The sequence below is a fragment of the Kribbella sp. NPDC049584 genome, from assembly GCF_040675555.1.
Taxonomy (GTDB): domain Bacteria; phylum Actinomycetota; class Actinomycetes; order Propionibacteriales; family Kribbellaceae; genus Kribbella.
In genome coordinates this window covers 167888-193393 of sequence record NZ_JBFAPF010000017.1, presented here as the reverse complement: position 1 = coordinate 193393, position 25506 = coordinate 167888, and the positions used below count along the sequence as shown (strand labels likewise).

The following is a 25506-nucleotide window of genomic DNA, read 5'->3' as shown; positions in this document are numbered from 1 at the left end:
GACCGCGCTCTGACCTGCGGTTTCTCACTCCGGGAGACTGGCGGAGGATACGAGATTCGAACTCGTGAGGGGTTGCCCCCAACACGCTTTCCAAGCGTGCGCCCTAGGCCTCTAGGCGAATCCTCCAAGCGGAGAGGATACCGAAGGGAGCGGGGGAATCCGAAATCGGGCTGCTCATCTAGGGTCGGGTGTGTGGACGAGTTGGTACTGCGGCCTATCGGGTCGGGAGACGTGGACGCGCTGCAGGAGTTGATCGAGTCCGATCCGGGTTACACGGAGCGCGTGACCGGCTACCCGCCTGGACCGGCTGATGCGCAGAGCCTGTTGCTGATGCGGCCGGAGGACCTTCCGGAAGAGTCAAAGGTCGTACTGGGCGCCTTCGAAGCGGACCAACTGGTTGCTGTGGTCGACCTGCTCAGAGGCTTCCCGAACGAGCGCACCGCCTTCATCGGGCTGCTCGAGGTCCACGCCAAGCACCAGGGGCTCGGCTACGGCAGAACGACGTACGAGCTCGTTGAGCGGTACGTCGCGACCACGTGGCCCGAGATCCGCACGCTGCGTCTTGCCGTCGTCGACACCAACGCTCAGGTCGCCGCTGGGTTCTGGCGGCGGCAAGGGTTCGAGCCGACCGGTGAGGAGCGCCCGTACGGGTACGACAAGCTCGAGTCGATCGCCCGCCTGTACGAGAAGTCGCTACCCGAGCAGGGTGGGAGCTAGCGTCCGCCACTGCTCGATCGGTTGCGGACCGGTCTCCCCAGTGATGACGTTGACTGCGACGTGGTCGGCACCGGCGTCCAGGTGCTCGGTCAGCTTGGCCTTGATGTCGGCCGGACTGCCCCACGCGGCCAGCACGTCGACCATGTGGTCGGGCAGCTCAGCCTGATCGGCCTCGTCGAACCCCTGCCGCTTGAACGACGCGATGTACCCGGGGATGCGCGTGAAGAAGCTGATCGTGTCCCGAGCGATCGCCCGCGCCCGATCCGCGTCTGTTTCGAGTACGACGAGGTGGCTGACGGTCAGGAGCTTATCCGGGCCCAGAACCTTCCGCGCCTCAGCCGAGTACGCCGCACCGATCAGGAACGGGTACGCGCCGGCAGTCCGCTCGCCGGCCAACGCCAGCATTCTCGGACCGAGCGCAGCGAGCACCCGACGCTCCACAGGTACGTCCAGCTCGTCCAGATACGAGTTGAGCGTGGCGATCGGCTTGGGTCCGTGCGCTCCACCAAGACCAGCGGTGAACCGTCCCGGCGCGCTCGCTTCCAGCGCGGCGTACGTCGTACTCACGTCGGCCGCGCTGTACTTCGACACAGCCAAGATCCCACTGACGAACTTGATCGCCGTCGTCGCTCCGACCAGATCGGTGATCGTCTGCAGCCCGGGCAGCGGACCGCCGGACAGCCAGATCGCCGGATACCCGAGCTGCTCCGCCGCCTGTGCCGCGGCAATCGACTCAGCACTGCTGTCAAGCCCGGTCGTGATCCCGAACGGGCCGAATTGATGATCCGTCACTCATCCAGGGTGAGCCCGGACCGGGTCAGACGGCCAGGCTGTTCGCTCAGAGCGTGTGCGGTGGAGTCCGATTCCCGGTTGGCGGGAGGGATCCCGTACACTCATGGCTGGTTCCCCGCGTGGCGGTATCTCGCCCAAACCCCCCAGGGCCGGAAGGCAGCAAGGGTAAGTGAGCTCTTCCGGGTGCGCGGGGAATCCTTATGTCCGGGGCCTGGCGTCGTGAGGAGTCCGATGAATCCCGAGAGCCGTTACCTGCAGGAACTGATCATCGCCGAGCTCGGCGTGCCCGCGAAGTTCGACGTGGACACCGAGATCGAGCAGCGGGTGGAGTTCCTGGCCGACCGGCTCCGGACGACCGGCGCAACGGGCTACGTGCTCGCCATCAGCGGTGGCGTCGACTCCGCGGTCGGAGGGCGCCTCGGGCAGCTCGCGGTCGAGCGGATCAGGTCCGAGGGCGGTCAGGCGACGTTCATCGCGATGCGGCTGCCGTACGGCGTGCAGGCCGATGAGGCGGACGCGCAGCGCGCACTGCAGTTCATCAAGCCCGACGAGACGCTGGACGTGAACATCAAGCCGGCCACGGACGCCATGGTCGAGTCGGTCCGGCACGCCGGGCTCGGCGACCGTGAGGACTTCCACGTCGGCAACATCAAGGCACGCCAGCGCATGGTCGCGCAGTACGTCGTGGCCGGTGCCCGCGGAGCACTGGTCATCGGGACGGACCACGCAGCGGAGGCGGTGATGGGCTTCTTCACCAAGTACGGCGATGGCGCCTGCGATCTGACGCCGCTGTCCGGTCTGAACAAGCGCCGCGTCCGCGCGGTCGGCGAGCGGCTCGGTGCGGACCCGGAGACCACCGGCAAGGTGCCGACGGCCGACCTGGAGACGAACAACCCCGGCGTACCCGATGAGGCCGTCCTGGGCGTCACCTACGACGAGATCGACGACTTCCTCGAGGGACTCGACGTCGACGAGCAGGTGGCACGCACGATCATCGCGACGCACCGCCGTACCGCTCACAAGCGCGCAGTGCCGCTCGCGTTCAGCTGAGCAGGAACTCCGTCACCAGCTCGGCGTAGAGGTCGGGCTGCTCGGCGTGCGCGAAGTGGCCGACGCCGGCCGCGTAGTAATAGGTGCCGTTCGGTACGTCGGAGCGGAACAGCTCGATCTCCTGCTCGCTGGTGGCCGGGTCGTACCCGCCCTTGATCAGTAGAGCCGGCTGGGTGAGCTGAGCGAAGTACTGCAGGACTGGTTCACCGAAAGCTGGCCGATCTGGTGATCTGGTCGTGGAAGTGGCCGGAGCGCGAGTGGTACTCGCCGGAGATCTCGGTGTCCGCCGGCAGTTGGAGGTCCCGGGAGTCCGGACCGGTGTAGATCTCCATCCTGCGATCGCCGAGCTGAGCGAGCACCGCGATCCGCTCGTCCCACATGGCCTTCGTTGCCGGACCGGTGTGGGGCGGCGGGGCCGACACGCCAGGGAGCAGCGGGAGCGCTGCGCGGAGGAGAGTGTCGCTCGCGAGGACCATGTCCCAGCCCGGGTTCTCGAAGACGACCTTGGTCACGCTGTCCGGGTGAGCGACGGCGTACCGCAGCGCCAGGCGACCTCCGTACGAGTGGCCGAGGATCGACCACTGCTCCACCCCGAGCTTCTCGCGGAGTGCCTCGAAGTCGGCGATCAGGTCCTGCTCGCTCACCGGTCCGGTCAACGGGTCGGACTGCTGTACGCCGCGCTGGTCGACCGCGATCAGCCGGAAACTCTGGCCGAGCCGATCGCCCTGGAAGGCCAGAAAGTCGTACGAGCCTGCGCCGGGACCTCCGTGAATGAACAGCAGCGGCGGCGCGTCCTCAGCTCCGCGCTGGGCGACGTACAGCCTGGTGCCACGGATCTCCATGAGCATGGCAGGGAGCGTACGGCGGCCGCGGGTCGCCCGTCAGGCGGCGTGGCTGAACTGACGGACGCGGTTGGCGAGCCGGGCCAGCCGGATCGTGGCGATGTTCCGGTACGCCGGACGCAGAACCGTCGCCAGCGGACCGGACTGCTCGAACGTGTGGGTGACGCGGCTGTCCGGTCCGATCGTCCACGTCCCGACCTCGTGAAACCCGGGCACCTGCCAGCTGATCTCTATCCGGTCCGGCTCGACCACTGTGTACTGCAACTCGCCGGCGAATCCCGGCCGGACCCGCAGTGCATAGGTGCTGCCGAGCTCCGCCTCGGCAGGTCCGTCGATCGCCAGGAACGCCTCGTTCCACTCCGGGAGCGCGAGCGCGTCGAGCAGGACGTGCCGGATCGCCGCGGGACCGGCGTGGATGATTTCGGTGGCCTGTTCCATGACTAGTTCTCCTGAGTGGCGAGTTCGGGATCCCGGCGACGGGCCAGGGCCGCGCCGGCCGGGAAGGCGTCGGCGAGCGTGCGGAGGGTGCTGATGGTCTCGTCGAGGGCCTGTCCCGCGACGAGGTCGTTCATGGTGCGGTGCAGCCGGTTTTCCGCGGTGACGATGCGGCGGTGCAGGGCCCGGCCCTGCGCGGTGAGGCTGAGCGTGAGGTAACGCCGGTCGACCTTGTCGGTGCCGCGTTTCACCAGTCCTTGGGCGACGAGGCGATCGACGAGGCGGCTCGGGCTGTTGCCGGTCTCGCAGACGAGCAGCCCGCCGAGAGCGTTCAGTGTGAGCGGCCCGTGGTCCCGGAGGACGCGCAGAACCTCTGCCTGGGAAGGCGTTATGCCCAGCGGGCGCAGCTCGGCAGCGAGCAGCCGATTGCCTTCGCGCTGGATCGCCAGCACGAGATAGCGAAGCTCCTCGACAACCTTCATGACCAATATGTTACACGACACGTATGTCATGTCATCTATAGGTCCGCGAGTCTTCCGGAATCGGTCGGTAACTGTTGCCTGAGGCGACGGGTTCCGGAAGAGTGCCGGAGAAAGTCCGGTTGGGGTCATGGCCAAGGCGACGTGCTGGCTGGCACAGTGTCTGCATGAAGGGTCTGATGCAGAATTACCAACTGTCCCTGGACACGATCTTCCGCCGGGCCGAGCAGTTCTACCCGGACAAGACCGTCTATACCGGCGGTCCGGCGCCGACCAAGATGACGTACGCCGAGTGGGCGGAGCGGTCCAGACGCTTGGGCGGCGTCCTGGACACGCTCGGGATCACTGCGGACGGTCGCGTCGGGACGTTCGCGTGGAACTCAGGGCGCCACCTCGAGCTGTACTTCGCCGCGCCCTGCACCGGGCGGGTGCTGCACACGCTCAACATCAGGCTCTTCCCGGACCAGGTCGTCTACATCGCGAATCACGCCGAGGACGAGGTCGTGTTCGTCGACCGCTCGCTGCTCGGGGTGTTCCTGCCGCTGCTCGAGCGGCTCCCGGAGGTCCGGCACGTGGTCGTGATGGACGACCTGCCGCCTGGGGCGCCGGGTGCGGAGGTCCCGGACGACCCGCGGTTCCACGACTACGAGGAGCTGCTGGCCGCGGCGGAGCCGGTCGAGTTCCACGTCGAGGACGAGAACCAGGCCGCCGCGATGTGCTACACGAGCGGTACGACGGGGCATCCGAAGGGCGTCGTCTATTCGCATCGGTCCACCTGGCTGCACTCGATCGGCGTACTGACGAACGCCGGGATCGGGCTGGCCGAGACGGACACGGTGATGCCGGTCGTGCCGATGTTCCACGCGAACGCGTGGGGTCTGGCGCACGCCGCGCCGATGGCCGGCGCGTCGCTGGTGTTCCCAGGGCCGGACATGACCCCGGCGGGGATCCTCAAGCTGCTCCAGGAGCAGGAAGTCACGCTTTCGGCGGGGGTGCCGACGATCTGGCAGGGGCTCTTGCCGTTGCTCGACGGCGTCGAGTTGCCGAAGCTGCGGCGCATCCCGTGCGGCGGTTCCGCCGTACCCCTAGCGCTGTCGGAGGCGTTCCGGGAGAAGCTAGGCCGGCCGATCCTGCAGGCATGGGGGATGACGGAGACCAGTCCGGTCGCGACCGCATCCCACGTTCCCTCGAGAAGCGCGGATCTTCCCGAGGAGGAGCAGGCTCACCTGCGTGCCCGGGCCGGTCTGCCGCTGCCCGGTGTCGAGGTGCGCATCGTCGAGCCCGGTTCGATCGAGGCGCTGCCCTGGGACGACGAGGCCACCGGCGAGCTGCAGGTCCGTGGTCCGTGGATCGCCGCCGAGTACTACCGGCCCGACGACGGCGCTCAGCTGAACACCGAAGACGGCTGGATGAAGACGGGCGACGTCGCCGCGATCGACCAGTACGGTTCGGTCCGGATCGTCGACCGGACGAAGGACCTGGTGAAGTCCGGTGGTGAGTGGATCAGCTCGGTCGAGCTGGAGAACCTGCTGATGGCCCATCCTGCGGTGCGAGAAGCCGCAGTCATCGGAGTGCCACATCCCACGTGGGTCGAGCGGCCGCTTGCGTGCATCGTCGTCCAGGAGGGCGCGACCGTGACCGGCGAGGAGATCCTCGAATACCTGCGGCCGCTTGTCGCGAAGTGGTGGTTGCCCGACGCGGTCGAGTTCATCGACGAGGTCCCGAAGACCTCGGTCGGCAAGTTCTCCAAGAAGGACCTCCGCACCCGGTTCGCCAACTATCACTTGCAGTGAGTCCGTGCCGGACCCAGGTTGGTTGCCGTGGGCATGCGAGGTGCATGCCCCCGGCAACCACCAGGAGTTGCCTGCCTCAGGCGAAGTCCACCTCGAAGTGATTGCGGAGGTGGGCGAGGGTTGCGTTCACGAACTCGGCCGGCCAGGGGTTGTTGGTCAGCTTGGCCAGGGCGGTGCCCCGGGTGATGAACTGGCGGCAGATGTACTGATTCGCGGCGATGATGTCGGCGGGATCGGTGCCGGCGGCGGGGATGGCTTCCAGGGCGGCGCGTTGCTCGTCGGAGAGTAGGGCGTTGAGACGCTTGGCTCCGGTGGTTCGGCGTACGCCGCGTTCGGCCAGCATGAGCGCGACGAGTTGGTCGCGGATGGCGCCGACGCCCTGGTTGCCGACGATCCGCTCGTCGCGGCCGAGGACCGTGACCAGGTTCCCGAGGAAGTAGAAGAAGAGGTTGACGTTCGGCGTCGGCCAGTACGGTTCGCCGGGTTGACCGCCCTTCGCAGGGATATCGCCCTCCGGAAACAGTGTCCCGTCGCGGTCGAACAGGACCCGCACCCCGTCGTACTGGTCCCGTTCGAACGACGCCAACGGGTGCACGAACAGATCGACGTGCAGCCAGTCCGGTGTGATCCCGAGTCCGCCGATCAAGCCGGGGACCCCATCCGTCAACACGGTCGGCCCGGTCAGCTCCCGCAGTACGTCGTCCCAGTGCTCTCCGAACCACTCCAGGCTGTCGTCCGTGACCACGAGATGCAGGTCGACATCGCTGAACCGGTCGGCCGCGCCTGTCGCATAGCTCCCGATCAGGTACACCCCGAGCACGCGCTCGTCCCGGGGCAGGACCTCCGCTGCTCGTGCAATGACAGCCTGCTGCCTCTCGTCCCCAGTCAACATCGCTCCACGCTAGGTCGTGCCTGGCGTTTCCCCGGATCCGGGGCCTACGGTCGCGAGGTGACGACTCGACAGGCGCTGCTGACGCGGTTGGTCGGGGCGATCGTCGACATTTCCCGGGATAGGCCGGTGCGGGTTGCGGTGGACGGGCCGGACGCGGCCGGCAAGACGACGCTGGCGGACGAGCTGGCAGATGCGCTGTCCGGCATCCGTCCTGCGATCAGAGTCAGCGTCGACGACTACATCCGCCCCGCTGAACAGCGACCCGAGTCGCCGGGCGTCCCGGCAGCGGGTTACTTCGACGACAATTTCGACCTGGCTGCACTGATCGCCGGATACCTGATTCCGCTGGGGCCGGGCGGCGATCGCAGCTATCGGACCCCGGACGGCACGACGGGAGGTGCGCCGAGCGACGCGGTGCTGCTGGTCGATGGAGTGTTTCTCTTGCAGGCACGACTCCGCCCGTACTGGGATGTCGGTATCTATCTGCACATCGGCCCTGACGAGATGCTGCGGCGAGGGGTGCTCCGCGACCGCGAGCAATATGGCGGGGAGGACGCCGCGCGGAGGCTGTTCGAGACGCAGTTCGTGCCAGGCTGGCGGGCCTACCAGGCTCGGCATGATCCGGCCGCAGCCGCCACCATCGTCATCGACCACAAACAGCCGTCCCACCCGGTGATCCGGCCGGGCAGCGCGGGCGAAGGAAATGTCGGGCGGCAGCGCTAGGGTTGCGGGCGTGGAAGCACCCCTTGCGCTGTATCGCCGGTACCGCCCGGAGACGTTCGCGGAGGTGATCGGGCAGGATCATGTCACGGCGCCCTTGCGTAACGCGTTGAGCAACAACCGGGTCAATCACGCCTACCTGTTCTCCGGACCGCGCGGGTGTGGAAAGACCACCAGTGCGCGGATCCTCGCCCGCGCGATCAACTGCGAGAAGGGCCCGATCGCCGAGCCGTGCGGGGTGTGCAAGTCGTGCACCGACCTGGCGCGCGGCGGTCCCGGCAGCATCGACGTGATCGAGATCGACGCGGCGTCGCACGGTGGCGTGGACGATGCGCGTGATCTCCGCGAGCGTGCGTTCTTCGCGCCGGTCGAGAGCCGCTACAAGATTTACATCATCGACGAGGCGCACATGGTGACCACGCAGGGCTTCAACGCCCTGCTGAAGCTGGTCGAGGAGCCGCCGCCGCACCTCAAGTTCATCTTCGCCACCACTGAGCCCGACAAGGTCATCGGGACGATCCGGTCGCGTACGCACCACTACCCGTTCCGCCTGGTGCCGCCGAAGGTGCTGGCGGACTATATGGCCAAGCTGTGCGAGTCCGAGGGCGTGGCGATCGAGTCGGCCGCGCTGCCTCTGGTGGTGCGCGCCGGTGCGGGTTCGGTGCGTGACTCGCTGAGCGTGCTGGACCAGTTGATCGGTGGAGCTGGCCCGGAAGGGGTGACGTACGAGCTGGCGGTCGCGCTGCTCGGGTTCACTCCCGATTCGCTGCTTGATGCGTGCGTGGACGGGTTCGCGGCGCATGACAGCGCGGCGGTGTTCGAGACGATCGAGAAGGTCATCGAGACCGGTCAGGACCCCAAGCGATTCGCCGAGGACCTGCTGCGGCGACTGCGCGATCTGGTCGTGCTGTCCGCCGTACCGAACGCGGTTGTGTCCGGTCTGATCGAGGCAGCCGAGGACCAGGGCGAGCGTCTGCAGACGCAGGCCGCCGGGATCGGTCCGGCCGAGCTGACGCGTGCGGCAGACATCGTCGCCGCCGGCCTGCTCGAGATGCGCGGCGCAACCGCCCCCCGCCTCCAACTCGAACTCATCTGCGCCAAGGTCCTCCTCCCCGGCGCCGACGACTCCACCAACGGCATCCAGGCGCGTCTCGACCGCATGGAACGCCGCCTGGCCATTGGCGCCCCTGCCGGTACGCCGGACGCGGCGCACCCGGCGACAAGTACTTCGCGTGCAGGCCAACCGCTCGCAACCGGCGGAGGTACTCCGGGCGCCGGCGCCCCGGGGGGTGCTGCGGACTACACGTCGGCCGGCGCACCCGGAGCCGACGCGGCAAGCAGCCGGGCAGCCGCCCGAGCAGCCGCAACCGCAGGCGGAGCCGGAGCAGCCACCGCCACTGGCCCCGCGGCTGCTGGTCCTGCTGGTTCTGGTTCTGCCGGTGGAGCAGCTGCTGGCGCGGGTGGCGCTGCTGGTGGAGCCGGTGGAGCAGTTGGTGGCGCTGGTGGTGTTAGCGCGGATGGTGGAGCAGGAGTAGCTGGCGCGGGTGGTGGCACAGGCGTAGCTGGCGCGGGTGACGGAGCCGGTGATGCTGGTGGAGCTGTCGCTGCAGGTGGTGGGCTCGGTGCAGGTGGCGCAGGTGCTGGGTCTGCGCCGGCGGGCGCGCGGCAGGCTGGCGCGGCGAATGCAGCTCCCAACGGCCCGTCTGCTGGTGTGGGTTCGGCTGGTGGCGGTGGGCGTACAGGGGCTTGGGGTGATGGGGCTGATGTTGCGCCTGGCGGTGCTGCTCCGAGTGATGTAGCTGCTGGTGGTGCAGGTTCCGCGGGAGGCGGTGCTGCGGGTGGTGGCGCGTCCGGTGGGGCTGTTGGGCTGGCGGATATTCGGCGGTTGTGGCCTGAGGTTTTGGAGGCTGTGAAGACCAAGCGGCGGTTTGCTTGGATCATGCTGAGCCAGAACGCGCAGGTGATCGCGATCGACGATCAGACGCTGACGCTCGGGCTGGTGAACGCGGGGGCTCGGGAGAGTTTTGCGCGGTCCGGCAGTGACGAGATTCTTCGGCAGGCGATGAACGACACCATCGGCATCGACCGCCGCGTGGAAGCCGTCGTCGACCCGTCCAGCGACCCGGGCGCCGGTGGCCCTGGTGGTTCCGGTGGTCCCGGTGGCCGACCGGGCGGCGGTCACGGCGGTGGCGCGCCAGGTGGTGGGCCAGGTGGAGTTGGCGGTGGTGCCCAGGGCGGACCGGGTGGAGTTGGCCAGGGCTCGACTGGTGGTGCACCGGTTGGTGGGGGCGGCGCGCCGGGTGACGGTGGTGCTGGGGGTCCGGCGACAGGTGCCTTCGGGCCGGGTGGCTCGGGCGCGGCTCTCGGCGGAGGTGTGGATGCGGCCGGTCCGGCTGAAGGTGGCTCGGGCATGGCTGGCTCGGGCATGGCTGGCTCGGGCACTGGTGGGCCGGGCGTGGCGGGCCTGGATGGGGCGAGTGCGGGCGGCGCGCGTGACGCGGGTGGGGATGCTGCTGGCGGCGGCGTTGGCGGTCACGGGGTGGGCGCTGCTGGAGGTGGCGCTGATGCCGCCGGGATGGCTGGCGGCGCTGAGAGGGCAGGGGTCGCTGGCGGGTTCGGAGCCGATAGGCACGGGCAGCCGGGGACCGGTGCGGTGGATGGCGCCGGCGGGTTCGGCGGTCCAGGCGCTGGAAGCGGTGCTGATGCTTCTGCAGGTGGAGTAGGAACGGCGGCGCCGCGTGGTGCCGGGGGTGCCGAGCGTGGTGCCGGCTTGGGTGGAGCTGAGTTTGGCTCCGGCGGGGCCGGAGGGCCAGCCAGCACGGCTGGTCAGCCTGGCGCCGGTGGTGCAGGACGCCCGGGAACCGGTGGGTCCGGTCAGCCTGGTGCCGGAGGGCCTGGAGCGGGTGGGGCTGGGGCGTCGGCCGGTGGGGCTGGAGCCGGTGGGCGGAGTGGAGGCTGGGGGGATGCGGCGGGAAGTGTTGCGTTGCGGGAGCCGCCGGAATCGGAGTATGACGTGCCTGCGGGGGCGGATCCGTGGGAAGCGTCTGGTGGTGTGCAGCCGGCTCCGGTGGATCGGCGGGAGCAGGCGGCTAGTAAGCGGCGGGCGGCGGAGGCTGCGGTGGCGGCTGAGCAGGCTCGGGCTGCGGCGCGGGCGCCGGTTGTGCCTGAGGTGCCGTTGACGCCGGAGGAAGAGGCGGCCTCGATCGGTGAGGACGACATGGTGCTCGATGACGATCCGCGGACGCATACCGAGCTGCTGAGGGAGACCCTCGGCGCCCAGATGATCACCGAAGAAGCCAACTGAGTTCAGCTGAAAGTCACTCGCACAGGCCCGTCCACAGCTCTCACCAGAGCGGCGCGGTGGGTGTCCACATGATCCACAACCCTGTGGGAAAAGATGTCCACAAGGCTGTGGATAACTTTGGGGAGACTGGTCGGTTTCTGGGTGTTCGTGGGGTTGTCCGACCGACCGGCTAGTGTTGAGTCTCCGGTCGTCGGACGCGTGTCGGGGGCCGGGTCAGGCAAGCTCGGGGCTCGGGAGAGCGGTTCGGACGAGGAGATCGCAGTGTTCGACGGTGGCGGTGCTGGGGGCTTCGACATGTCCAACCTGCTCGCGCAGGCGCAGGCAATGCAGAACCAGCTGATGGAAGCTCAGGCAGACCTCGAAGGTCAGGAGATCGAGGGGTCGGCCGGTGGCGGTCTGGTGACTGCCCTGGTGTCGGGCACGGGCGAGCTGCTCAGCCTGAACATCAAGAAGGAAGCCGTCGACCCGGACGACACCGAGACGCTGGCCGACCTCGTCGTCGCCGCGGTGCGCGACGCGTCCGAGAACGCGAAGCAGGCCGCTGCTGCCGCGATGGGTCCGCTGGCGGGTGGGCTGGGTGGCGCATTCGGCGAGGGCGGGATCCCAGGCTTCGGCGGCGCTCCGGCCGGGCAGTCGGCGCCGGCAGGTTTCGGCCTGCCCAGCGCGACCCCGGCGGTCGAGTCAGGGTCAGACGATGACCCTGAGAGTGGCCCGGGCGAAAGCCGCGGCCAGGCGCAGGACGAGACTCGTGGCGGCGTCGGGTTCGTGAACCCGGGCAGCGGGACCGGCGCGCCCGGTCAGAACCCGGGCTGAAGTGTACGAGGGAGCCGTTCAGGATCTGATCGACGAGCTGGGGCGGTTGCCCGGAGTGGGTCCGAAGTCCGCGCAGCGGATCGCGTTCCACCTGCTCGCGGCCGACGAGACCGACGTACGGCGGCTGGCGCATGTGCTCGTGCAGGTCAAGGAGAAGGTCAAGTTCTGCGAGATCTGCGGCAATGTCGCGGAGGAAGCGCAGTGCCGGATCTGCCGTGACCCGCGCCGGGACCTGAGTCTGATCTGTGTGGTCGAAGAGGCCAAGGACGTGGTCGCGATCGAGCGCACCCGCGAGTTCCGCGGCCGGTACCACGTGCTCGGCGGGGCGATCTCGCCGATCGAGGGGATCGGGCCGGACGAGCTGCGGATCAAGGAACTGATGCAACGGCTGGCCAGCGGTGAGGTGACCGAGATCATCCTGGCCACCGATCCGAACCTGGAGGGTGAGGCGACGGCCACCTACCTGAGCCGCCTGCTGCGGCCCATGGGGTTGCGCGTCACCCGTTTGGCTAGTGGACTTCCTGTAGGCGGTGACCTCGAGTATGCCGACGAGGTCACACTCGGACGGGCGTTTGAAGGGCGACGATCAATCGATGACTGAACCAACCGATATTGCAGAGCGCGCATTGGCCACGGACTCCGAGGACCTGACCGAGTTCGCCGAACAGATCGCCGACCAGGTCCGGAGCTTCCTGATCTCGGTGCGCGACATCGCCGCGCAGCCGGACGAGGACGGCGTCGACGAGGGCCTCGCCTCGCTGCCGTACCTGCTGCTCGAGGTGAGCCAGCTGCTGCTCGCCGGCGGCCGGCTCGGCGCGTTCGAGGACTTCGTCCCGGAGGAGCGGTTCGAGAGCGACGCCGGTCCGGACCCGGACCTCGACGCGATGCGCGACCGTCTGGCGGCGCTGTTCGAGGGCCTGGACGAGTACGCCGAGGTCTTCGACCCGTACGCCGCACCGCCGGAGATCACCGTCAACCGGCTCTCCGACGACCTCACCGCGATCGCGAACGACCTTGTGCACGGCCTCGCGCACTACGAGGACGGCCGGGTCGTCGAGGCGCTGTGGTGGTGGCAGTTCTCGTACGTCTCCACCTGGGGTGCTGCTGCGAGCGCCGTACTGCGGGCCATCCAGTCGCTGATCGCGCACGACCGGCTCGAGCCCGCGCACGACGCGGAGACCGAGGCGACCGACCGCGAACTCGTCGAGGTCGCCGAAGAGGCCGTCCAGCGCCGCTGAACACAGGTGTCTGTTCATGAGGTGATCCGCCGGTTGCCGGACGTCGCCACAGTGCGGCGGGTCAGTCGGGCGTTGGCGGTGCTTGACCTGGTGCTCAACGAGGACGAGAGCACCAGGTACTACGAGTTCGACGCGCGCTGGTCCGAGACCGAAGAGGCCGCGCTGATGCGGGACGGGTCGGGTGGCGAGTACTCGATCGTGTTCTCGCCGGACGGCGCGTTCGCGTACGGGTTCGACCACGAGTCGCCGATGTCGCCGTACGCGAACGGGCACAAGCCCTGGCCGGGCCTGCTCGATGGCGTGCCTGAGGTGTTCCACGCCGCGCGGGACGAGAAGGCGTTCAGTGACGACGGCGTGCCGCGCGCGACCGTGTGTTTCTGGCGTACGACGGATGCCGCGGTCTGGAGCTCCGGCCCGGTGGAGAGCGCCGACCGCGACGGCGCCGACTGGCTGTTCGAGCTGGTCGCGGACGGCCGGCCCGAGGCGTATCTGACATTCGCCGAGGAGTACTACGAAGTCGCGCTCGACCTCGACGCGATCCGGCACGTGTACGCGCTGATGCCGTTGACCGAGTACGTCGTCACGTCGCTGAACAGGCAGCGACGATTGAGCGATCTCTCCGAAGGGATCGCCGAGATCGGTTACCCGCGGTCCTGAAGCGCGTTAGCGTGTCGCCCGATGACAACGCATCCACACGATCCGGCCGTGGTCGGATCGTTCGCGATCCAGGGCCGGCTCGGCCGTGGGGCGATGGGTGCGGTCTATCTCGCTCGTTCGCCCGGCGGGCGGTTGGTCGCGGTGAAGATGGTCCGCGACGAGCTCGCCGGTGACCCGGGCTTCCGGGCGCGGTTCGCCCGCGAGATCGATGCTGCGCGGAAGGTCAGCGGCGCGTTCACCGCTGCGGTCGTCGACGCCGATCCGGACGCGGATCGCCCGTGGCTCGCGACGGAGTACCTGCCGGGACCCACGCTGCAGAAGGCGATCGAGACCTCTGGGCCGTTGTCGCCGGCGGGAGTGCAGTCGCTCGCGAGTGGGTTGGCTGAGGCGTTGATGGCGATCCACGCGAGCGGTGTCGTGCATCGCGATCTGAAGCCGTCGAACATCGTCCTGACCGACAACGGCCCGCGCGTGATCGATTTCGGTATCGCGCGAGCGCTGGAGGAGGCGAGCCTGACCGCGACCGGGATGGTGATCGGTACGCCGGGCTACCTGTCGCCGGAGCAGATCACCGGGACCGGGATCGGACCGGCGAGCGATCTGTTCGCGCTCGGTGCGGTGCTGGTGTTCGCGGCGTCGGGGCGTGGTCCGTTCGCGACCGGGAACCCCGCGTCGATGCTGCACCGGATCGTCAACGAGCATCCACACATCCCACCGCTCCCGGGTCCGCTGCACGACGTCGTACGCCGCTGCCTCGCCCGCGATCCCGCGCACCGCCCGACACCGATGGAGGTCCTGCAGCTTCTCGGACCGCCCGTCCCGACAGCTCTTCTCCATCCGCCCACGATCGTCCTGCCAACCGCCACGAGAATCCTGCCGCCGACGGCAGGACAGGGGTTGCCTGCATTACCCACGCCCGTTCCGTCGCCGGCTGTGGTTGGGGCGAGTTTCGCGACGAGTCGGCTCCGGCCGGTGTTGTTCGCGGCGATCACCACGCCGCTCTGCCTGGCGTTCGCCCCGCGCGACCCGCAACTGCAGGTCCTGCACCCGATCGTCTCGACGCTCCTCGGCTTGGTCTCCCTCACCTTCCTGTACTTCTCGATCCGCCACTGGATCCTCGTACTCAGGCCAAAAGTCGTCCTTCGCCTGTCTCCACGGGGATTGACGGTCAACCGCGCCTACAGCGAAGCAACCATCCCCTGGTCCGGCGTGACGCGACTCCACGTCGGTGGCGACAGCAAACGTCCCTGGCTGATCGCCTGGCTCGAACCGCAGTACGCGAACAAGCTGCCGGTCTCCCACCGTCGCCACCACGGCGGCCTGCGCATCTACCCGATCGCGCACGGCGCCACCCACGCCCGCCGCCAGACCCAGGCCAACGAACTCCGCGCGGCCCTCAACTGGTACGCGGGCCGGATCCACGATAATTCCTACTGATGAAGACCAGACCAGCCACCGCCGCGGACAGCGACGCGATCAGCGAGCTCCTCATCCAGTCGTGGGGCGGCCACATCGCGGTCGCTCACGGCGTCGCGTACGACGCCACCACGCTGCCGGCGATCCTGGCCGAGGAGGACGACCGGATCGTCGGATTGCTCACGTACAACCTGCAGGACCAGGAGCTGGAGGTCGTCACGCTCGACGCTCCGGTGCCCCACCTCGGCGTAGGCACGGCCCTTCTGAGAGCCGCCACCGAAGCAGCAAAAGCAGCCGGTGCCCAGCGGCTCTGGCTGATCACTACCAACGACAACGTTGATGCCCTGCGTTTCTACCAGCGTCGAGGGATGCGCATCGTCGACGTCCGACCCGGTGCGGTCGACGAGTCCCGCAAACTCAAACCGTCGATCCCCGCCACCGGCGCGTACGACATCCCCCTCCATGACGAACTGGTCCTCGAACTCCGCCTGCCCGACCAGCCCAGCAGCGTCTAGTCGGGCAGCATCGGCATCTCCAGCCCCTGCCGCTTGCCGAGCAGGATGCCGCGAGTGATCGCATCGGTGCCGAACTTGTCCTTGACCTGATCGAGCGCCGAGTCGAGCTCGTTGTTCGCCGCCTTGTCGAACGGCAGCGCCAGCTGCAGGGCCGCCTCGTTCTCCAGGTTGCCGACGGAGATGCCGATCATCGTGATGCCCTGGGCGGCGATCAGCGGCTGCGCGGCCCGGAGCAAGGCCCGGGCCGTGATCAGAATCGCCCGCGTCTGATCCGTTGCCTGGGGCAACGTATGCGAGCGGGTCGCGCGAGTGAAGTCGTCGAAGCGCAGCCGCAAAGTGACGGTCCGCCCCGAGCGGCCCGCAGTGCGCATCCGGCGGCTGACTCGATCCACCAAGCCCGCCAGCACAGCGTCGAGCGTCGCCGGCGACTTCGGCGACCGACCCAGCGCCCGCTGCGAGCCGATCGACCGGCGTCGTCGCCCGACCTCGATCGGTCGCGGGTCCCGGTTGTGCGCCAACGCATGCAGATGCCGCCCGGACGCCCGCCCGAGCATCGCGACCAACGCTGCCTCCGGCAGGATCGCGACATCGCCGACCTTCGTGAGCCCACGGCTGCGCAACTTCTCAGCGGTCACCTCGCCAACACCCCACAGCCGCGAAACGTCCAGCGGGTGCAGGAACTCCAGCTCCCGGTCCGGCGCGACCTCGAGCAGCCCGTCGGGCTTCGCGACCCCGCTCGCCACCTTCGCCAGGAACTTCGTCCGCGCCACCCCGACCGTGATCGGCAGCCCCACGCGCGACAGCACCTCGGCCCGCAGGCGTCGCGCGATCTCCACCGGAGTACCGCGGATCTTCCGCAGTCCGCCGACATCCAGGAACGCCTCGTCGATCGACAGTCCCTCGACCAGCGGCGTCGTGTCCTCGAAGACCTTGAACACGGCCTTGCTGGCCTCGGAGTACGCCGACATGCGCGGCTCGACGACGATCGCGCCGGGACAGCGGCGCAGCGCCTGACCGCCGTTCATCGCCGTCCGCACGCCGTACGCCTTGGCCTCGTAGCTGCAGGCCAGCACGACGCCCGCGCCGACGATCACCGGCCGGCCGCGCAGGCGCGGGTCGTCCCGCTGCTCGACCGACGCGTAGAACGCGTCGAGGTCGGCATGCAGGATGTTCGCACCACCCAAGGACACGAACACATGTTCGCATATACCACCGACAAAACGAGATAGGGAGAATTCCCGAGGCGGTGACCGACGATGTCAGGAAAGAATGCAGCTTATGGACCTGTCGGCGTACCGCGATCTCTGGAAGACCCACGGCGTGGTGGCGCTCCTGGCCTCGGCGCTGGTCGCACGGATGCCGGTGCTGGCGACGATGGTCCCGTTGGCGTTCCTGGCGAAGGACGCCGCCGGCAACTTCGGCTGGGCCGGAGTGGTCGCGGGCGCCTACTCGGTCGGTACTGCGGTCGCCAGCGTGGTCTGGTCGCGCATGGCGGACCGCAAGGGTGCGCGGAAGGTCGTCATCGGCACTGGGATGGCGTGGGGGCTGTGGATGGCAGTGCTCGCCTTGATGCCCTACAGCTGGTACCGGCTGCTTCCGATCGCCGCCGTGCTGGCCGGTGTATTTGTCTCGCCGGTCACCTCGGCACTCCGTGCCAACTGGCCGCGCATTGTGCACGGCTCTCGTCTACGGGCCGTCTACTCGCTGGATGCCACCGCGCAAGAGCTCCTGTTCGTCTTCGGCCCGATGCTGGGCGCGGTGATGGTCAGCTTCGCCAGTCCGCGCGCCGGCCTGCTGGCGTGCGCAGTCACAGCAGCCGCCGCGATCTGGTGGTTCGGGATGAACCAGCGGTCCGACGTACCGCACGATGAGGCAGCCGGACCGCGTCCTACTGCCTGGCAGCTGATCTTCCATTCGCACCGCACGCCGATCCTGCTCGCCTGGGCCTGTTTGGTGATGGGCTTCGCGTCGATGTCGCTCGGCATGGTCGCCGTGGCCGATGAGCACGGCAACCGTTTGATCGCAGGCATTCTCGAGACTGTGGCCGCGGTGGGGAGTGTGACCGGTGGCGTGATCAACGGTGCGCTCCCCGGCGGCCGTACGTCGGCCGTGTGGCGGCGGATGCTGGTGTTCTCGGCCCTGGTCACGGTCTGCATCTTCGCCACATCGTCGGTCGTCGCACTGGCGGTAGCGATGTTCGCGACAGGCTGCATGATCGCCCCGACGGTTGCGGCCCTCTACGAGCGCGTTGGCGCGCTGACGCCCAGGGCTGCGCACACCGAGATCTTCGGCTGGACGCAGAGCGGCGGCATGGTCGGGTCAGCGATCGGTTCCGCTGTTGCCGGCGCGGTGGTCGAGGCGTTCGGCGTCCGCTACGCGTGGGTCCTGACGGCGGCCCTCGCCGTGCTGGCGACCCTGTCCCTGCTCCGCGTGCCGCCCCATCGTCCGGCTGAGACAAGTGCAGTGGAGGGTGCGGCGGTCGCGGCATAGCGCACGCGGTAGTTCGCCTCGAGTACGCCGCCGTCGCGCGCGCACATCGAGATCAGCCGGAGCGGACGGCGATCCAGCAGCATGCCCCGGCCTGCAGCGACGGGGTGGATGAGTAGCGAGACCTCGTCGATCAGTCGCCACTTCAGCAGCGAGCGGACCAGCGACAGACTGCCGATCACGTGCAGGTCGCCGCCGGGCACTGCCTTGAGGGCAGCCAGCACGCGGCGGATGTCGCCGTGCAGCAGCTCGGTGCCGGGGCGAGCGACCACCGGACGGGATCCGATCACGAGGTTCCGGGTGTGCTCGAGGCCGGCCAGCTTTCCGCCGTACCGCTCGAAGGTCTTGCGGCCGAGCAGCACGGTGCCGGCTCCGGCGACCAGCGCCCCGAGGGCCGGCCGGGGCTCGGGCAGCCACTGCTCGGGCCGTTCGACGATCCCGTCTTCGGACATGCACAGCCTCGCGACGATGTTCCGCATATCAAGCCAGATGCAAACTCCGGACCGAAGGTTGTCAGTCCTTCCGGCGGCCGCGATGCAGTTCGGTCTCGAGGGCGTCGAGGCGGTTGATCCAGAACTTGCGATACCGGTCCAGCCAGGTGTCGATCTCGCGCAGCGGGCCGGGGTCGACGGCGTACAGCCGCCGCGTGCCGTCGACGGTCACGGTCGCGAAGCCGTTGTCGCGCAGGACCCGCAGATGCTGCGAGACGGCCGGCTGGCTGATGCCGAACTCCGTGCCGATCGTGCCGGCGATACTGCCGGCCGGCAGCTCACCGTCGGCGAGCAGCTCAAGGATCCGGCGCCGGACCGGATCGCCGAGAATGTCGAACGCGTGCACCGGACAAGTATTTCAGTGATGACTTATATGAACAAGTCACCGGACGGTTTGCGGTTGGCGACGGCCGGTCCCGGGGAACCTTCCGGTACTGACAGTGATCTGCAGGACGGGCCGGCCCGGGTGCTGGTCAGCCGGTAGGCAACGGTCAGGTCACGGCTAGAATGACCGCGAGACTACGCCTGGTGCAACGCCGCACGGCGTACCGCAACCAGTGGTTTGAGGAGAAACACTGTGGGACGCGTCGTACACAAGTACGGCGGTTCTTCGGTCGCCGACGCCGATTGCATCAAGCGCGTGGCCCAACGGATCGTCGCGACAAAGAAGGCCGGGAACGACGTCGTAGTGGTGATCTCCGCCATGGGCGACACCACCGACGAGCTGATGGACCTGGCCCAGCAGGTCTCTCCGCTGCCCCCGCCGCGCGAGCTGGACATGCTGCTCACCTCGGGTGAGCGGATCTCCGCCGCGCTGCTGGCGATGGCGATCGCCAACCTGGGCTACGAAGCACGCAGTTTCACCGGTTCGCAGGCCGGGGTGATCACGACGTCCGCGCACGGCAACGCGCGCATCATCGACATCACGCCGGGCCGGATCGAGGGAGCCCTCGGTGAGGGCCACATCGCGATCGTGGCCGGCTTCCAGGGCGTCGCCCAGGACACCAAGGACATCACCACGATGGGCCGCGGCGCCTCCGACACCACCGCGGTGGCGCTGGCCGCCGCGCTCGAGGCGGACTACTGCGAGATCTACACCGACGTGGACGGCATCTTCACCGCGGACCCGCGGATCGTGCCGGCCGCCAGGCACATCCCGAAGATTTCCTACGAGGAGATGCTCGAGATGGCCGCCTGCGGCGCCAAGGTGCTCCACCTGCGCTGCGTCGAGTACGCGCGGCGCTACAACGTCCCCGTCCACGTGCGTTCCTCCTTCTCGCAGAAGGAAGGCACCTGGGTCGTCGATGCTAAGGAACTGGATGAGATGGAACAGGCGATAATCTCCGGCGTGGTCCAGGACCGCAACGAGGCCAAGATCACGGTCGTCGGCGTACCGGACAAGCCCGGTGAGGCGGCCCGGATCTTCGAGACGGTCGCCGGCGCCGAGACCAACATCGACATGATCGTGCAGAACGTCTCGGCGATTGCCACCAACCGCACCGACATCTCGTTCACCCTGCCCCGCGTCGACGGCGCCCGGGCGATGTCCGCACTCGCGCGGATCAAGGACGAGGTCGGCTACGAGCAGTTGCTGTACGACGACCAGATCGGCAAGGTCTCGGTCGTCGGTGTCGGAATGCGCTCGCACCCGGGCGTTTCGGCGAAGTTCTTCTCCTCGCTCGCCAACGCGGGCGTGAACATCGAGATGATCTCCACGTCGGAGATCCGGATCTCGGTGGTCGTGGACGAGAACCTGGTGGATGCTGCCGTGACCGCGGCGCACACCGCATTCGATCTGGACGACGAGCACACCCAAGCTGTCGTGTACGGAGGAACTGGACGGTGACCCCTGTGAGCGCTGTGGAGAACACGATCGAGGACCGGGCGGGTCTGCCATCGCTGGCGGTGGTCGGCGCGACCGGAGCCGTCGGGTCGGTGATGCTGACCCTGCTCTCGACCCGGGAGAACGTCTGGGGAGAGATCCGGCTGATCGCGTCCGAGCGCTCCGCGGGTAAACGGCTGAAGGTCCGCGGCGAGGAGGTCGAGGTCGTCGCGATCAGCGAGGACGCCTTCGACGGGATCGACGTGGCGATGTTCGACGTACCGGACGAGGTGTCCGCGCACTGGGCGCCGATCGCGGCGGCCAAGGGCGCGGTCGTGGTGGACAACTCGGGCGCGTTCCGGATGGACCCGGACGTCCCGCTGGTGGTCCCGGAGGTGAACGCCGAGGCGGCCCGCAACCGGCCGAAGGGCATCATCTCCAACCCGAACTGCACGACGCTGTCGATGATCGTGGCGATGGGCGCGCTGCACCACCGCTACGAGCTCGAGCAGCTCGTCGTCGCGTCGTACCAGGCCGCGTCCGGCGCCGGGCAGGCCGGGATCGACGCGCTGTACGACCAGCTCACGAAGGTCGCCGGCAACCGTGAGCTGGGCAGCTCGCCGGGCGACGTACGGCGGGTTGTGGGCAACGATCTGGGCCCGTTCCCGGCGCCGCTCGCGCTGAACGTCGTGCCGTGGGCCGGCTCGCTAAAGGACGACGGCTGGTCGTCGGAGGAGCTGAAGGTTCGCAACGAGTCGCGCAAGATCCTCGGCCTGCCGGACCTGAAGGTGTCCGCGACCTGCGTGCGGGTCCCGGTCGTCACCACGCACTCGTTGTCGGTGCACGCGCGGTTCGTCCAGGAGGTCGACGCCGACGGCGCCCGCGAGGTACTGCGGGACGCGCCCGGCGTACTGCTGTTCGACAACCCGGCCGAGGGCGAGTTCCCGACGCCGGCCGATGTCGTCGGCACCGACCCGACCTGGGTCGGCCGCATCCGCAAGTCCCTCGACGACCCCAACGCCCTGGAACTCTTCGTTTGCGGCGACAACCTCCGCAAGGGCGCCGCGCTGAACACGGCCCAGATCGCCGAGGTCGTAGCCAAGGAGTTCACTCCGGCGCAGGCCTGACGGACAGCGAGAGGCCCGCACACGGATCGTGTGCGGGCCTTTTCGTGTCTTCTAGAGCCAGTTTTCGCGGGCGGCGTGGAGGGCTAGTTGGAAGCGGGTGCTGGCGCCGGTGCGGTTCATCAGGCGTTCCAGGTAGCGGAAGAAGGTGCGGCGGCTGATTCCCAGCGTGCGGGCGATGGTGTCGTCGGCGGCGCCAGTGGCCAGGAGGGCGAGTAGGCGGCGTTCGATCGGCTCCAGGCGGTCGTCCTCGGTGCCGACCGAGGCGTGCAGCGGCAGCGCGTTGCGCCAGCACAGCTCGAACATCCCGATCAGTGCGGTCAAAAGGCTGCTGGGCCGGATGATCAGCAGTGAACGGTTCACCTCGGTGTCGCGCACCGACATCGAGACGTAGGCGATCGACCCGTCGATGATGGTCAGCTTCGCCGGTACGTCGGGCAGCACGCGGGCCTGCTCGCCCGCTTCCACGCACGGAAGGATGTTCTCGGTCAGGTAGCCGGGCACCTCGACGGACTCCGGCGAGTACACGACCCGGTAGGCGACGCCACGCTTCAGGTGGTCGATCTCCTCCTGGTTGGGGCCGCCGATGTAGTACGGCGGGGAGTCGATGGCCAGGATCTCGCGCTGCGCGCCGCCCTTGATCTGGTGGATCCGCTCGACGATCGCGCTGCCGGTGACCACCTCGATCAGGTGGGTGGTGGATTCGTTGTGCACGGTCCGGCGGAACTCGTCGTACGCGTTCAGGACGTCGATGCGGGCCTGCTTCAGCTCCGACTCGCGGCGCAGCGTCAGGGCCTCCAGACCGGCGTCCGGGGGCACCGGAAGGTAACGGGAGTGGTCCGAGCCGGACCGTCGGGCCAGACCGGCCTGCACGAGTCCGCTCAGCACGGAGTCGATCGGGTGTTCCCGGTCAGGGACCGCGTCGTCCAGTTCGGTGATCGACGACGGTCCGGTCCGCAGCAGGTGCTGGTAGACCTCGATCTCGTCGTCGTTGAGCCCGAGCACCTTCAAATGGCCGGCACGCTCCGTGTCGGATGTGCTCACGTTGCTCCCCTCCCTTCCCAGTGCTGTCACCGTCCGCTACCGTCCCTCAAGCGTAGATGGGGCGGTCCAGCGCCGTCGGCACGGTCCGTGTCGACGTGTATGCGTCCAGCGAGATTTGTTGTCCGATCAACATTCTTGTGCCGTGTCACCATCTGGCCACCATTTCCGCGCAGTTGTGAGCGAGAATTGAGGTCCAGCAGCCCGGCGACGGACCACCTGAGCGCCGCCGGGCTGCTGTTCCAATTCTGGCCTCTGTTCGCTGTCTCGTCAGCGGAGCCTGTTTCGGTTGGGTCTCGATCCCGGCGCATCGGTGCCCTCGCACTTCCGTGCCATCACCGGCTGTGCTGAAGGGTGTACAAACTGTGGCATCTCCAATCGTGAGGCCGATGAGGAGGAGAAGCCCGATGCGACCGGTTCCGCCGTGTGCCGCAGCCGCTCGTGTCGATGCTGCCGTCCCCAGCGCGCTGGCATCTTTGCAGGGATTCCAGCCGCCGCTGTCCTCCGCCGGCCTCCGGTCCGTCTCCACACCTGCTGCGCGCACCTGCCGGCGTCCGCAGCATTTCTGGAGGCGGATTCGAGGTGCGATGACCGCCGCCCTGGTCATCGTGCCGGCCGATCCGGTACGGCGTGCGTCCGCTTCCGCCCAGCGCGGACGCTGCCCCGGGTCGACGGTGGGACCCCGGAAGGTGCAGACCGGTGCTCCGTGGATGGTGAGGCTGTCCATGGGGAGCGCGGATGTGATGTTGCGCGTCACGTCCTCCGCCCGGCTCGCTCCGGCCAGGAAGCATCTTCCGGGGTCCCGCCGATAACACCTGACTCCTGTGACCACAGCAGTCACGGGACCGGTGTGGCAGGTCACGTCAACTTCGCGTCGGTGCGTAGCGTCGTACCCATGAATTGACCGCGATTTGACTTGGCTGCAAGGCGTTTTGGTCGTCGCTGCCTGTCAAATGTATATTCCGGATAACGATCGGCGAAGGACGACTCAGGTGTTACTGATGCAGTGTCGTACGGGGTTTCGTAGCCGTCTGTACGTCGTTGCTCACTAAGGAGGACCGCTGTGTCGTCGGCGTTGAAGCCGATCCGCTACTCTGCTTCCCGGTCTGCGTGGCACGCCGCCTTACCCCGGGCGGCAGTCGCCGAAACCCAGGTGCCCGGCCATCGTGGATCCAACTTTCCGGCAGAGAGAGGCGTCGCCTGAATGAACGCGACTAGCGTCGACGAGGAGTTCAACCCGTCGGTGCACGTGTACGAACCACACAAGGTCGGCCTGCCGGCCCTGCGCCCGTACTTCCGGGCGCTGTGGCAGCGCAGGGAGTTCGCAGCGGAGATGTCCCGGACCAACATCCGGGGTGCGCACACGAACACCTTCTTCGGCCAGGTGTGGCTGGTGCTGAACCCGCTGTTGCTCGCCTTGGTCTATTACCTGCTCACCGACATCATCGCCGGTGGCAGCACGAAGGTGGACGCCGGTCTGCGGTTCGCTCACATGTGCGGCGGCCTGTTCGCCTTCTATTACTTCTCGGGTGCGATGACGGCCGGTGCGGCCAGCGTGGTCGGCGGCGGCAAGCTGCTGATGAACCAGTCGTTCCCGCGGATGCTGCTCCCGCTGTCCGCGGTGCGGACGGCGTTCTTCCGCTTCCTGCCGACCTTGGTCGTGTACGTCGCGATCCACGTCATCGTGGGGCTGAAGCTGCACTGGCAGATGTTGCTCGCGCCGGTGTTCCTGGTGCTGCTGACGATCTTCGCGGCCGGCATGGGGATGATCTTCGCCGCGCTGCAGGTGTACTTCCGCGACACCACCAGCTTCCTGCCGTACTTCGTGCGCATCTGGCTCTACATGTCGCCGGTGCTCTGGTTCGCCGAGCAGGCTCCCGCGAAGTTCAAGGGCTTCATCCAGTACAACCCGCTCTACTCGCTGCTGGGGGGCTGGACCGACCTGCTGGTCAAGGGCCACATCCCGGAGTGGAAGATGTGGGCGGGCGCCGTGGTGTTCGCGGGAGCCGCGTTCGTGATCGGCTCGTTGTTCTTCATGTCGAGGGAGCGTGAGTTCGTTGTCCGTCTCTGAGACCGAGAAGAAGCCGATGCAGAAGACCCCCTCGGGTATCCCCGCCGTCAAGGTCCAGGACGTGTCGATCACCTACCGGACCACGTTCGAGCGGGTGCCGACCTTCAAGAGCGCGATCATCCGGCTCGGTCGCGGCGAGCGCGCCGTACGCGAGGTCAAGGCCGTCCAGAACGTGTCCTTCGACGTCAACCACGGCACCACGATCGGCATCATCGGCGCGAACGGCGCCGGCAAGTCGACGCTGATGCGCGCGGTGGCCGGCATCCTGCCGCCGACGTCGGGCCGGATCGAGGTGCACGGCCGGGTCTCCACGCTGCTGTCGCTGGGTGTCGGCTTCAACGCCGCGCTGTCCGGCAAGGAGAACGTGGTGCTGGGCGGCCTGGCGGCCGGCCTGAGCCGCAAGGAGATCGAGGCGCGGTACGAGGAGATCGCCGAGTTCGCCGAGCTCGGTGACTTCATGGAGATGCCGATGCGGACGTACTCGTCCGGCATGTTCAGCCGGCTGGCGTTCTCCGTCGCGGTGCACATGGACCCGGACATCCTGCTGATCGACGAGGCGTTGTCCGCCGGTGACGCGTCCTTCAAGACCAAGGCCGCGGCCAAGATGGGCGAGCTGGTCTCGAACAGCCGGACGATGTTCCTGGTCAGCCACGCGATGAGCAGCGTCCGCGAGATGTGCAACGACTGCATCTGGCTGCACAAGGGCAAGCTGATGATGCGCGGCGAGCCCAACGAGGTCATCCAGGCCTACACCAAGTTCCTGCAGGTCGGGGAAGAAGAAGCCGTCTCACTCGAGGACCTCTGACC

General features: G+C 68.1%; 25 protein-coding genes, 1 tRNA gene and 1 other RNA gene. 17 read left to right on the top strand and 10 right to left on the bottom strand.

Going from position 1 to position 25506, the window contains the following annotated elements; genetic code table 11:
* Positions 1–38: 38 nt before the first annotated feature.
* A tRNA-Ser gene (locus AB0J62_RS39885) sits at positions 39–126 on the bottom strand.
* A gap of 66 nt (positions 127–192) precedes the next feature.
* Here AB0J62_RS39885 and AB0J62_RS39880 point away from each other — a divergent pair.
* Positions 193–717 (top strand): GNAT family N-acetyltransferase, encoded by a 525-nt coding sequence (locus tag AB0J62_RS39880; protein ID WP_363882877.1) that lies wholly within the window; start codon positions 193–195, stop codon positions 715–717.
* Here AB0J62_RS39880 and AB0J62_RS39875 read toward each other — a convergent pair.
* Complete coding sequence (locus AB0J62_RS39875; protein ID WP_363882874.1) at positions 694–1509, bottom strand: TIGR03620 family F420-dependent LLM class oxidoreductase; 816 nt, start codon at positions 1507–1509, stop codon at positions 694–696. The two genes, AB0J62_RS39880 and AB0J62_RS39875, sit on opposite strands and share 24 nt — an antisense overlap.
* 106 nt (positions 1510–1615) lie before the next feature.
* On the opposite strand from AB0J62_RS39875, the gene ffs reads away from it, so the two are divergent.
* Positions 1616–1712, top strand: an RNA gene (gene ffs, locus AB0J62_RS39870) — signal recognition particle sRNA small type.
* Positions 1713–1740: 28 nt separating this feature from the next.
* Positions 1741–2559 carry an ammonia-dependent NAD(+) synthetase gene (gene nadE, locus AB0J62_RS39865; protein WP_363882871.1) on the top strand — a complete coding sequence of 273 codons (819 nt, stop codon included), beginning with the start codon at positions 1741–1743 and terminating at the stop codon, positions 2557–2559.
* A gap of 203 nt (positions 2560–2762) precedes the next feature.
* On the opposite strand, the gene AB0J62_RS39860 is transcribed toward nadE, so the two are convergent.
* Genes AB0J62_RS39860 through AB0J62_RS39850 form a run of 3 tightly spaced genes read right to left on the bottom strand, consistent with a single transcriptional unit; the run spans position 2763 to position 4318 of the window.
* Entirely contained in the window at positions 2763–3407 is a 645-nt protein-coding gene (locus AB0J62_RS39860) for an alpha/beta fold hydrolase (protein WP_363882868.1), read from the bottom strand.
* Between the two features lie 33 nt (positions 3408–3440).
* Entirely contained in the window at positions 3441–3839 is a 399-nt protein-coding gene (locus AB0J62_RS39855; RefSeq protein WP_363882865.1) for an SRPBCC family protein, read from the bottom strand.
* A gap of 2 nt (positions 3840–3841) precedes the next feature.
* Positions 3842–4318, bottom strand: coding sequence for a MarR family transcriptional regulator (locus tag AB0J62_RS39850; RefSeq protein ID WP_363882862.1), 477 nt, complete (start codon positions 4316–4318; stop codon positions 3842–3844).
* Between the two features lie 164 nt (positions 4319–4482).
* On the opposite strand from AB0J62_RS39850, the gene AB0J62_RS39845 reads away from it, so the two are divergent.
* On the top strand, positions 4483–6108 hold the full coding sequence (locus AB0J62_RS39845; protein WP_363882859.1) for a long-chain fatty acid--CoA ligase: 1626 nt from the start codon (positions 4483–4485) through the stop codon (positions 6106–6108).
* A gap of 76 nt (positions 6109–6184) precedes the next feature.
* Here AB0J62_RS39845 and AB0J62_RS39840 read toward each other — a convergent pair whose 3' ends face one another.
* Positions 6185–7000: a nucleotidyltransferase domain-containing protein gene (locus AB0J62_RS39840; protein WP_363882856.1), complete on the bottom strand. Its 816-nt coding sequence runs from the start codon at positions 6998–7000 to the stop codon at positions 6185–6187.
* 57 nt (positions 7001–7057) lie between these two features.
* Here AB0J62_RS39840 and AB0J62_RS39835 point away from each other — a divergent pair, with 57 nt between their 5' ends.
* From AB0J62_RS39835 to AB0J62_RS39800, 8 genes are all read left to right on the top strand, one after another.
* Complete coding sequence (locus tag AB0J62_RS39835; protein WP_363882853.1) at positions 7058–7723, top strand: uridine kinase; 666 nt, start codon at positions 7058–7060, stop codon at positions 7721–7723.
* Positions 7704–11024: a DNA polymerase III subunit gamma and tau gene (locus tag AB0J62_RS39830; RefSeq protein ID WP_363882850.1), complete on the top strand. Its 3321-nt coding sequence runs from the start codon at positions 7704–7706 to the stop codon at positions 11022–11024. Before AB0J62_RS39835 ends, AB0J62_RS39830 begins: the two co-directional genes overlap by 20 nt.
* 198 nt (positions 11025–11222) lie before the next feature.
* Entirely contained in the window at positions 11223–11837 is a 615-nt protein-coding gene (locus AB0J62_RS39825) for a YbaB/EbfC family nucleoid-associated protein (RefSeq protein ID WP_363882847.1), read from the top strand.
* A 1-nt stretch (position 11838) separates the two neighbouring features.
* Entirely contained in the window at positions 11839–12438 is a 600-nt protein-coding gene (gene recR / locus AB0J62_RS39820; RefSeq protein ID WP_350853180.1) for a recombination mediator RecR, read from the top strand.
* Entirely contained in the window at positions 12431–13075 is a 645-nt protein-coding gene (locus AB0J62_RS39815) for a DUF5063 domain-containing protein (protein WP_134106048.1), read from the top strand. The genes recR and AB0J62_RS39815 overlap by 8 nt, the downstream gene beginning before the upstream one ends.
* A 6-nt stretch (positions 13076–13081) precedes the next feature.
* Entirely contained in the window at positions 13082–13732 is a 651-nt protein-coding gene (locus AB0J62_RS39810; protein ID WP_363882842.1) for a hypothetical protein, read from the top strand.
* A 21-nt stretch (positions 13733–13753) separates the two neighbouring features.
* Positions 13754–15169, top strand: a complete 1416-nt coding sequence (locus AB0J62_RS39805; RefSeq protein ID WP_363882839.1) for a serine/threonine-protein kinase — start codon at positions 13754–13756, stop codon at positions 15167–15169.
* Positions 15169–15663, top strand: a complete 495-nt coding sequence (locus tag AB0J62_RS39800) for a GNAT family N-acetyltransferase (RefSeq protein WP_363882836.1) — start codon at positions 15169–15171, stop codon at positions 15661–15663. Before AB0J62_RS39805 ends, AB0J62_RS39800 begins: the two co-directional genes overlap by 1 nt.
* On the opposite strand, the gene dinB is transcribed toward AB0J62_RS39800, so the two are convergent.
* On the bottom strand, positions 15660–16853 hold the full coding sequence (dinB, locus tag AB0J62_RS39795; RefSeq protein WP_363882832.1) for a DNA polymerase IV: 1194 nt from the start codon (positions 16851–16853) through the stop codon (positions 15660–15662). The genes AB0J62_RS39800 and dinB overlap by 4 nt on opposite strands.
* An 88-nt stretch (positions 16854–16941) precedes the next feature.
* Here dinB and AB0J62_RS39790 point away from each other — a divergent pair, with 88 nt between their 5' ends.
* Positions 16942–18153, top strand: a complete 1212-nt coding sequence (locus AB0J62_RS39790; protein ID WP_363882829.1) for an MFS transporter — start codon at positions 16942–16944, stop codon at positions 18151–18153.
* Here the strand turns inward: AB0J62_RS39790 and AB0J62_RS39785 are convergent.
* Both AB0J62_RS39785 and AB0J62_RS39780 read right to left on the bottom strand, forming a co-directional pair.
* The gene (locus tag AB0J62_RS39785) at positions 18036–18602 is read right to left on the bottom strand and encodes a dihydrofolate reductase family protein (protein WP_363882826.1); all 567 of its coding nucleotides are present in this window, start codon (positions 18600–18602) and stop codon (positions 18036–18038) included. The genes AB0J62_RS39790 and AB0J62_RS39785 overlap by 118 nt on opposite strands.
* Before the next feature lie 61 nt (positions 18603–18663).
* Positions 18664–18987 carry a metalloregulator ArsR/SmtB family transcription factor gene (locus AB0J62_RS39780; protein ID WP_363882823.1) on the bottom strand — a complete coding sequence of 108 codons (324 nt, stop codon included), beginning with the start codon at positions 18985–18987 and terminating at the stop codon, positions 18664–18666.
* Positions 18988–19218: 231 nt separating this feature from the next.
* On the opposite strand from AB0J62_RS39780, the gene AB0J62_RS39775 reads away from it, so the two are divergent.
* Complete coding sequence (locus AB0J62_RS39775) at positions 19219–20487, top strand: aspartate kinase (RefSeq protein WP_363882820.1); 1269 nt, start codon at positions 19219–19221, stop codon at positions 20485–20487.
* Positions 20484–21590, top strand: coding sequence for an aspartate-semialdehyde dehydrogenase (locus AB0J62_RS39770; protein ID WP_363882816.1), 1107 nt, complete (start codon positions 20484–20486; stop codon positions 21588–21590). The genes AB0J62_RS39775 and AB0J62_RS39770 overlap by 4 nt, the downstream gene beginning before the upstream one ends.
* Positions 21591–21641: 51 nt before the next feature.
* On the opposite strand, the gene AB0J62_RS39765 is transcribed toward AB0J62_RS39770, so the two are convergent.
* The gene (locus tag AB0J62_RS39765) at positions 21642–22631 is read right to left on the bottom strand and encodes a helix-turn-helix domain-containing protein (RefSeq protein ID WP_363882813.1); all 990 of its coding nucleotides are present in this window, start codon (positions 22629–22631) and stop codon (positions 21642–21644) included.
* Positions 22632–23832: 1201 nt separating this feature from the next.
* Between AB0J62_RS39765 and AB0J62_RS39760 the strand changes: the two genes are divergently transcribed.
* Both AB0J62_RS39760 and AB0J62_RS39755 read left to right on the top strand, forming a co-directional pair.
* Complete coding sequence (locus AB0J62_RS39760) at positions 23833–24699, top strand: ABC transporter permease (RefSeq protein WP_363882810.1); 867 nt, start codon at positions 23833–23835, stop codon at positions 24697–24699.
* Between the two features lie 16 nt (positions 24700–24715).
* Entirely contained in the window at positions 24716–25504 is a 789-nt protein-coding gene (locus tag AB0J62_RS39755; protein ID WP_363882807.1) for an ABC transporter ATP-binding protein, read from the top strand.
* Positions 25505–25506: the final 2 nt, after the last annotated feature.

Bases quoted from the DNA above. Each gene is read 5' to 3' on its own strand.
- nadE (WP_363882871.1), top strand. From the start codon at position 1,741: ATGAATCCCGAGAGCCGTTACCTGCAGGAACTGATCATCGCCGAGCTC.
- AB0J62_RS39860 (WP_363882868.1), bottom strand. From the start codon at position 3,407: ATGCTCATGGAGATCCGTGGCACCAGGCTGTACGTCGCCCAGCGCGGA.
- AB0J62_RS39855 (WP_363882865.1), bottom strand. From the start codon at position 3,839: ATGGAACAGGCCACCGAAATCATCCACGCCGGTCCCGCGGCGATCCGG.
- AB0J62_RS39850 (WP_363882862.1), bottom strand. From the start codon at position 4,318: ATGAAGGTTGTCGAGGAGCTTCGCTATCTCGTGCTGGCGATCCAGCGC.
- AB0J62_RS39845 (WP_363882859.1), top strand. From the start codon at position 4,483: ATGAAGGGTCTGATGCAGAATTACCAACTGTCCCTGGACACGATCTTC.
- AB0J62_RS39840 (WP_363882856.1), bottom strand. From the start codon at position 7,000: ATGTTGACTGGGGACGAGAGGCAGCAGGCTGTCATTGCACGAGCAGCG.
- AB0J62_RS39830 (WP_363882850.1), top strand. From the start codon at position 7,704: ATGTCGGGCGGCAGCGCTAGGGTTGCGGGCGTGGAAGCACCCCTTGCG.
- AB0J62_RS39815 (WP_134106048.1), top strand. From the start codon at position 12,431: ATGACTGAACCAACCGATATTGCAGAGCGCGCATTGGCCACGGACTCC.
- AB0J62_RS39805 (WP_363882839.1), top strand. From the start codon at position 13,754: ATGACAACGCATCCACACGATCCGGCCGTGGTCGGATCGTTCGCGATC.
- AB0J62_RS39800 (WP_363882836.1), top strand. From the start codon at position 15,169: ATGAAGACCAGACCAGCCACCGCCGCGGACAGCGACGCGATCAGCGAG.
- AB0J62_RS39790 (WP_363882829.1), top strand. From the start codon at position 16,942: ATGGACCTGTCGGCGTACCGCGATCTCTGGAAGACCCACGGCGTGGTG.
- AB0J62_RS39785 (WP_363882826.1), bottom strand. From the start codon at position 18,602: ATGTCCGAAGACGGGATCGTCGAACGGCCCGAGCAGTGGCTGCCCGAG.
- AB0J62_RS39760 (WP_363882810.1), top strand. From the start codon at position 23,833: ATGAACGCGACTAGCGTCGACGAGGAGTTCAACCCGTCGGTGCACGTG.
- AB0J62_RS39755 (WP_363882807.1), top strand. From the start codon at position 24,716: ATGCAGAAGACCCCCTCGGGTATCCCCGCCGTCAAGGTCCAGGACGTG.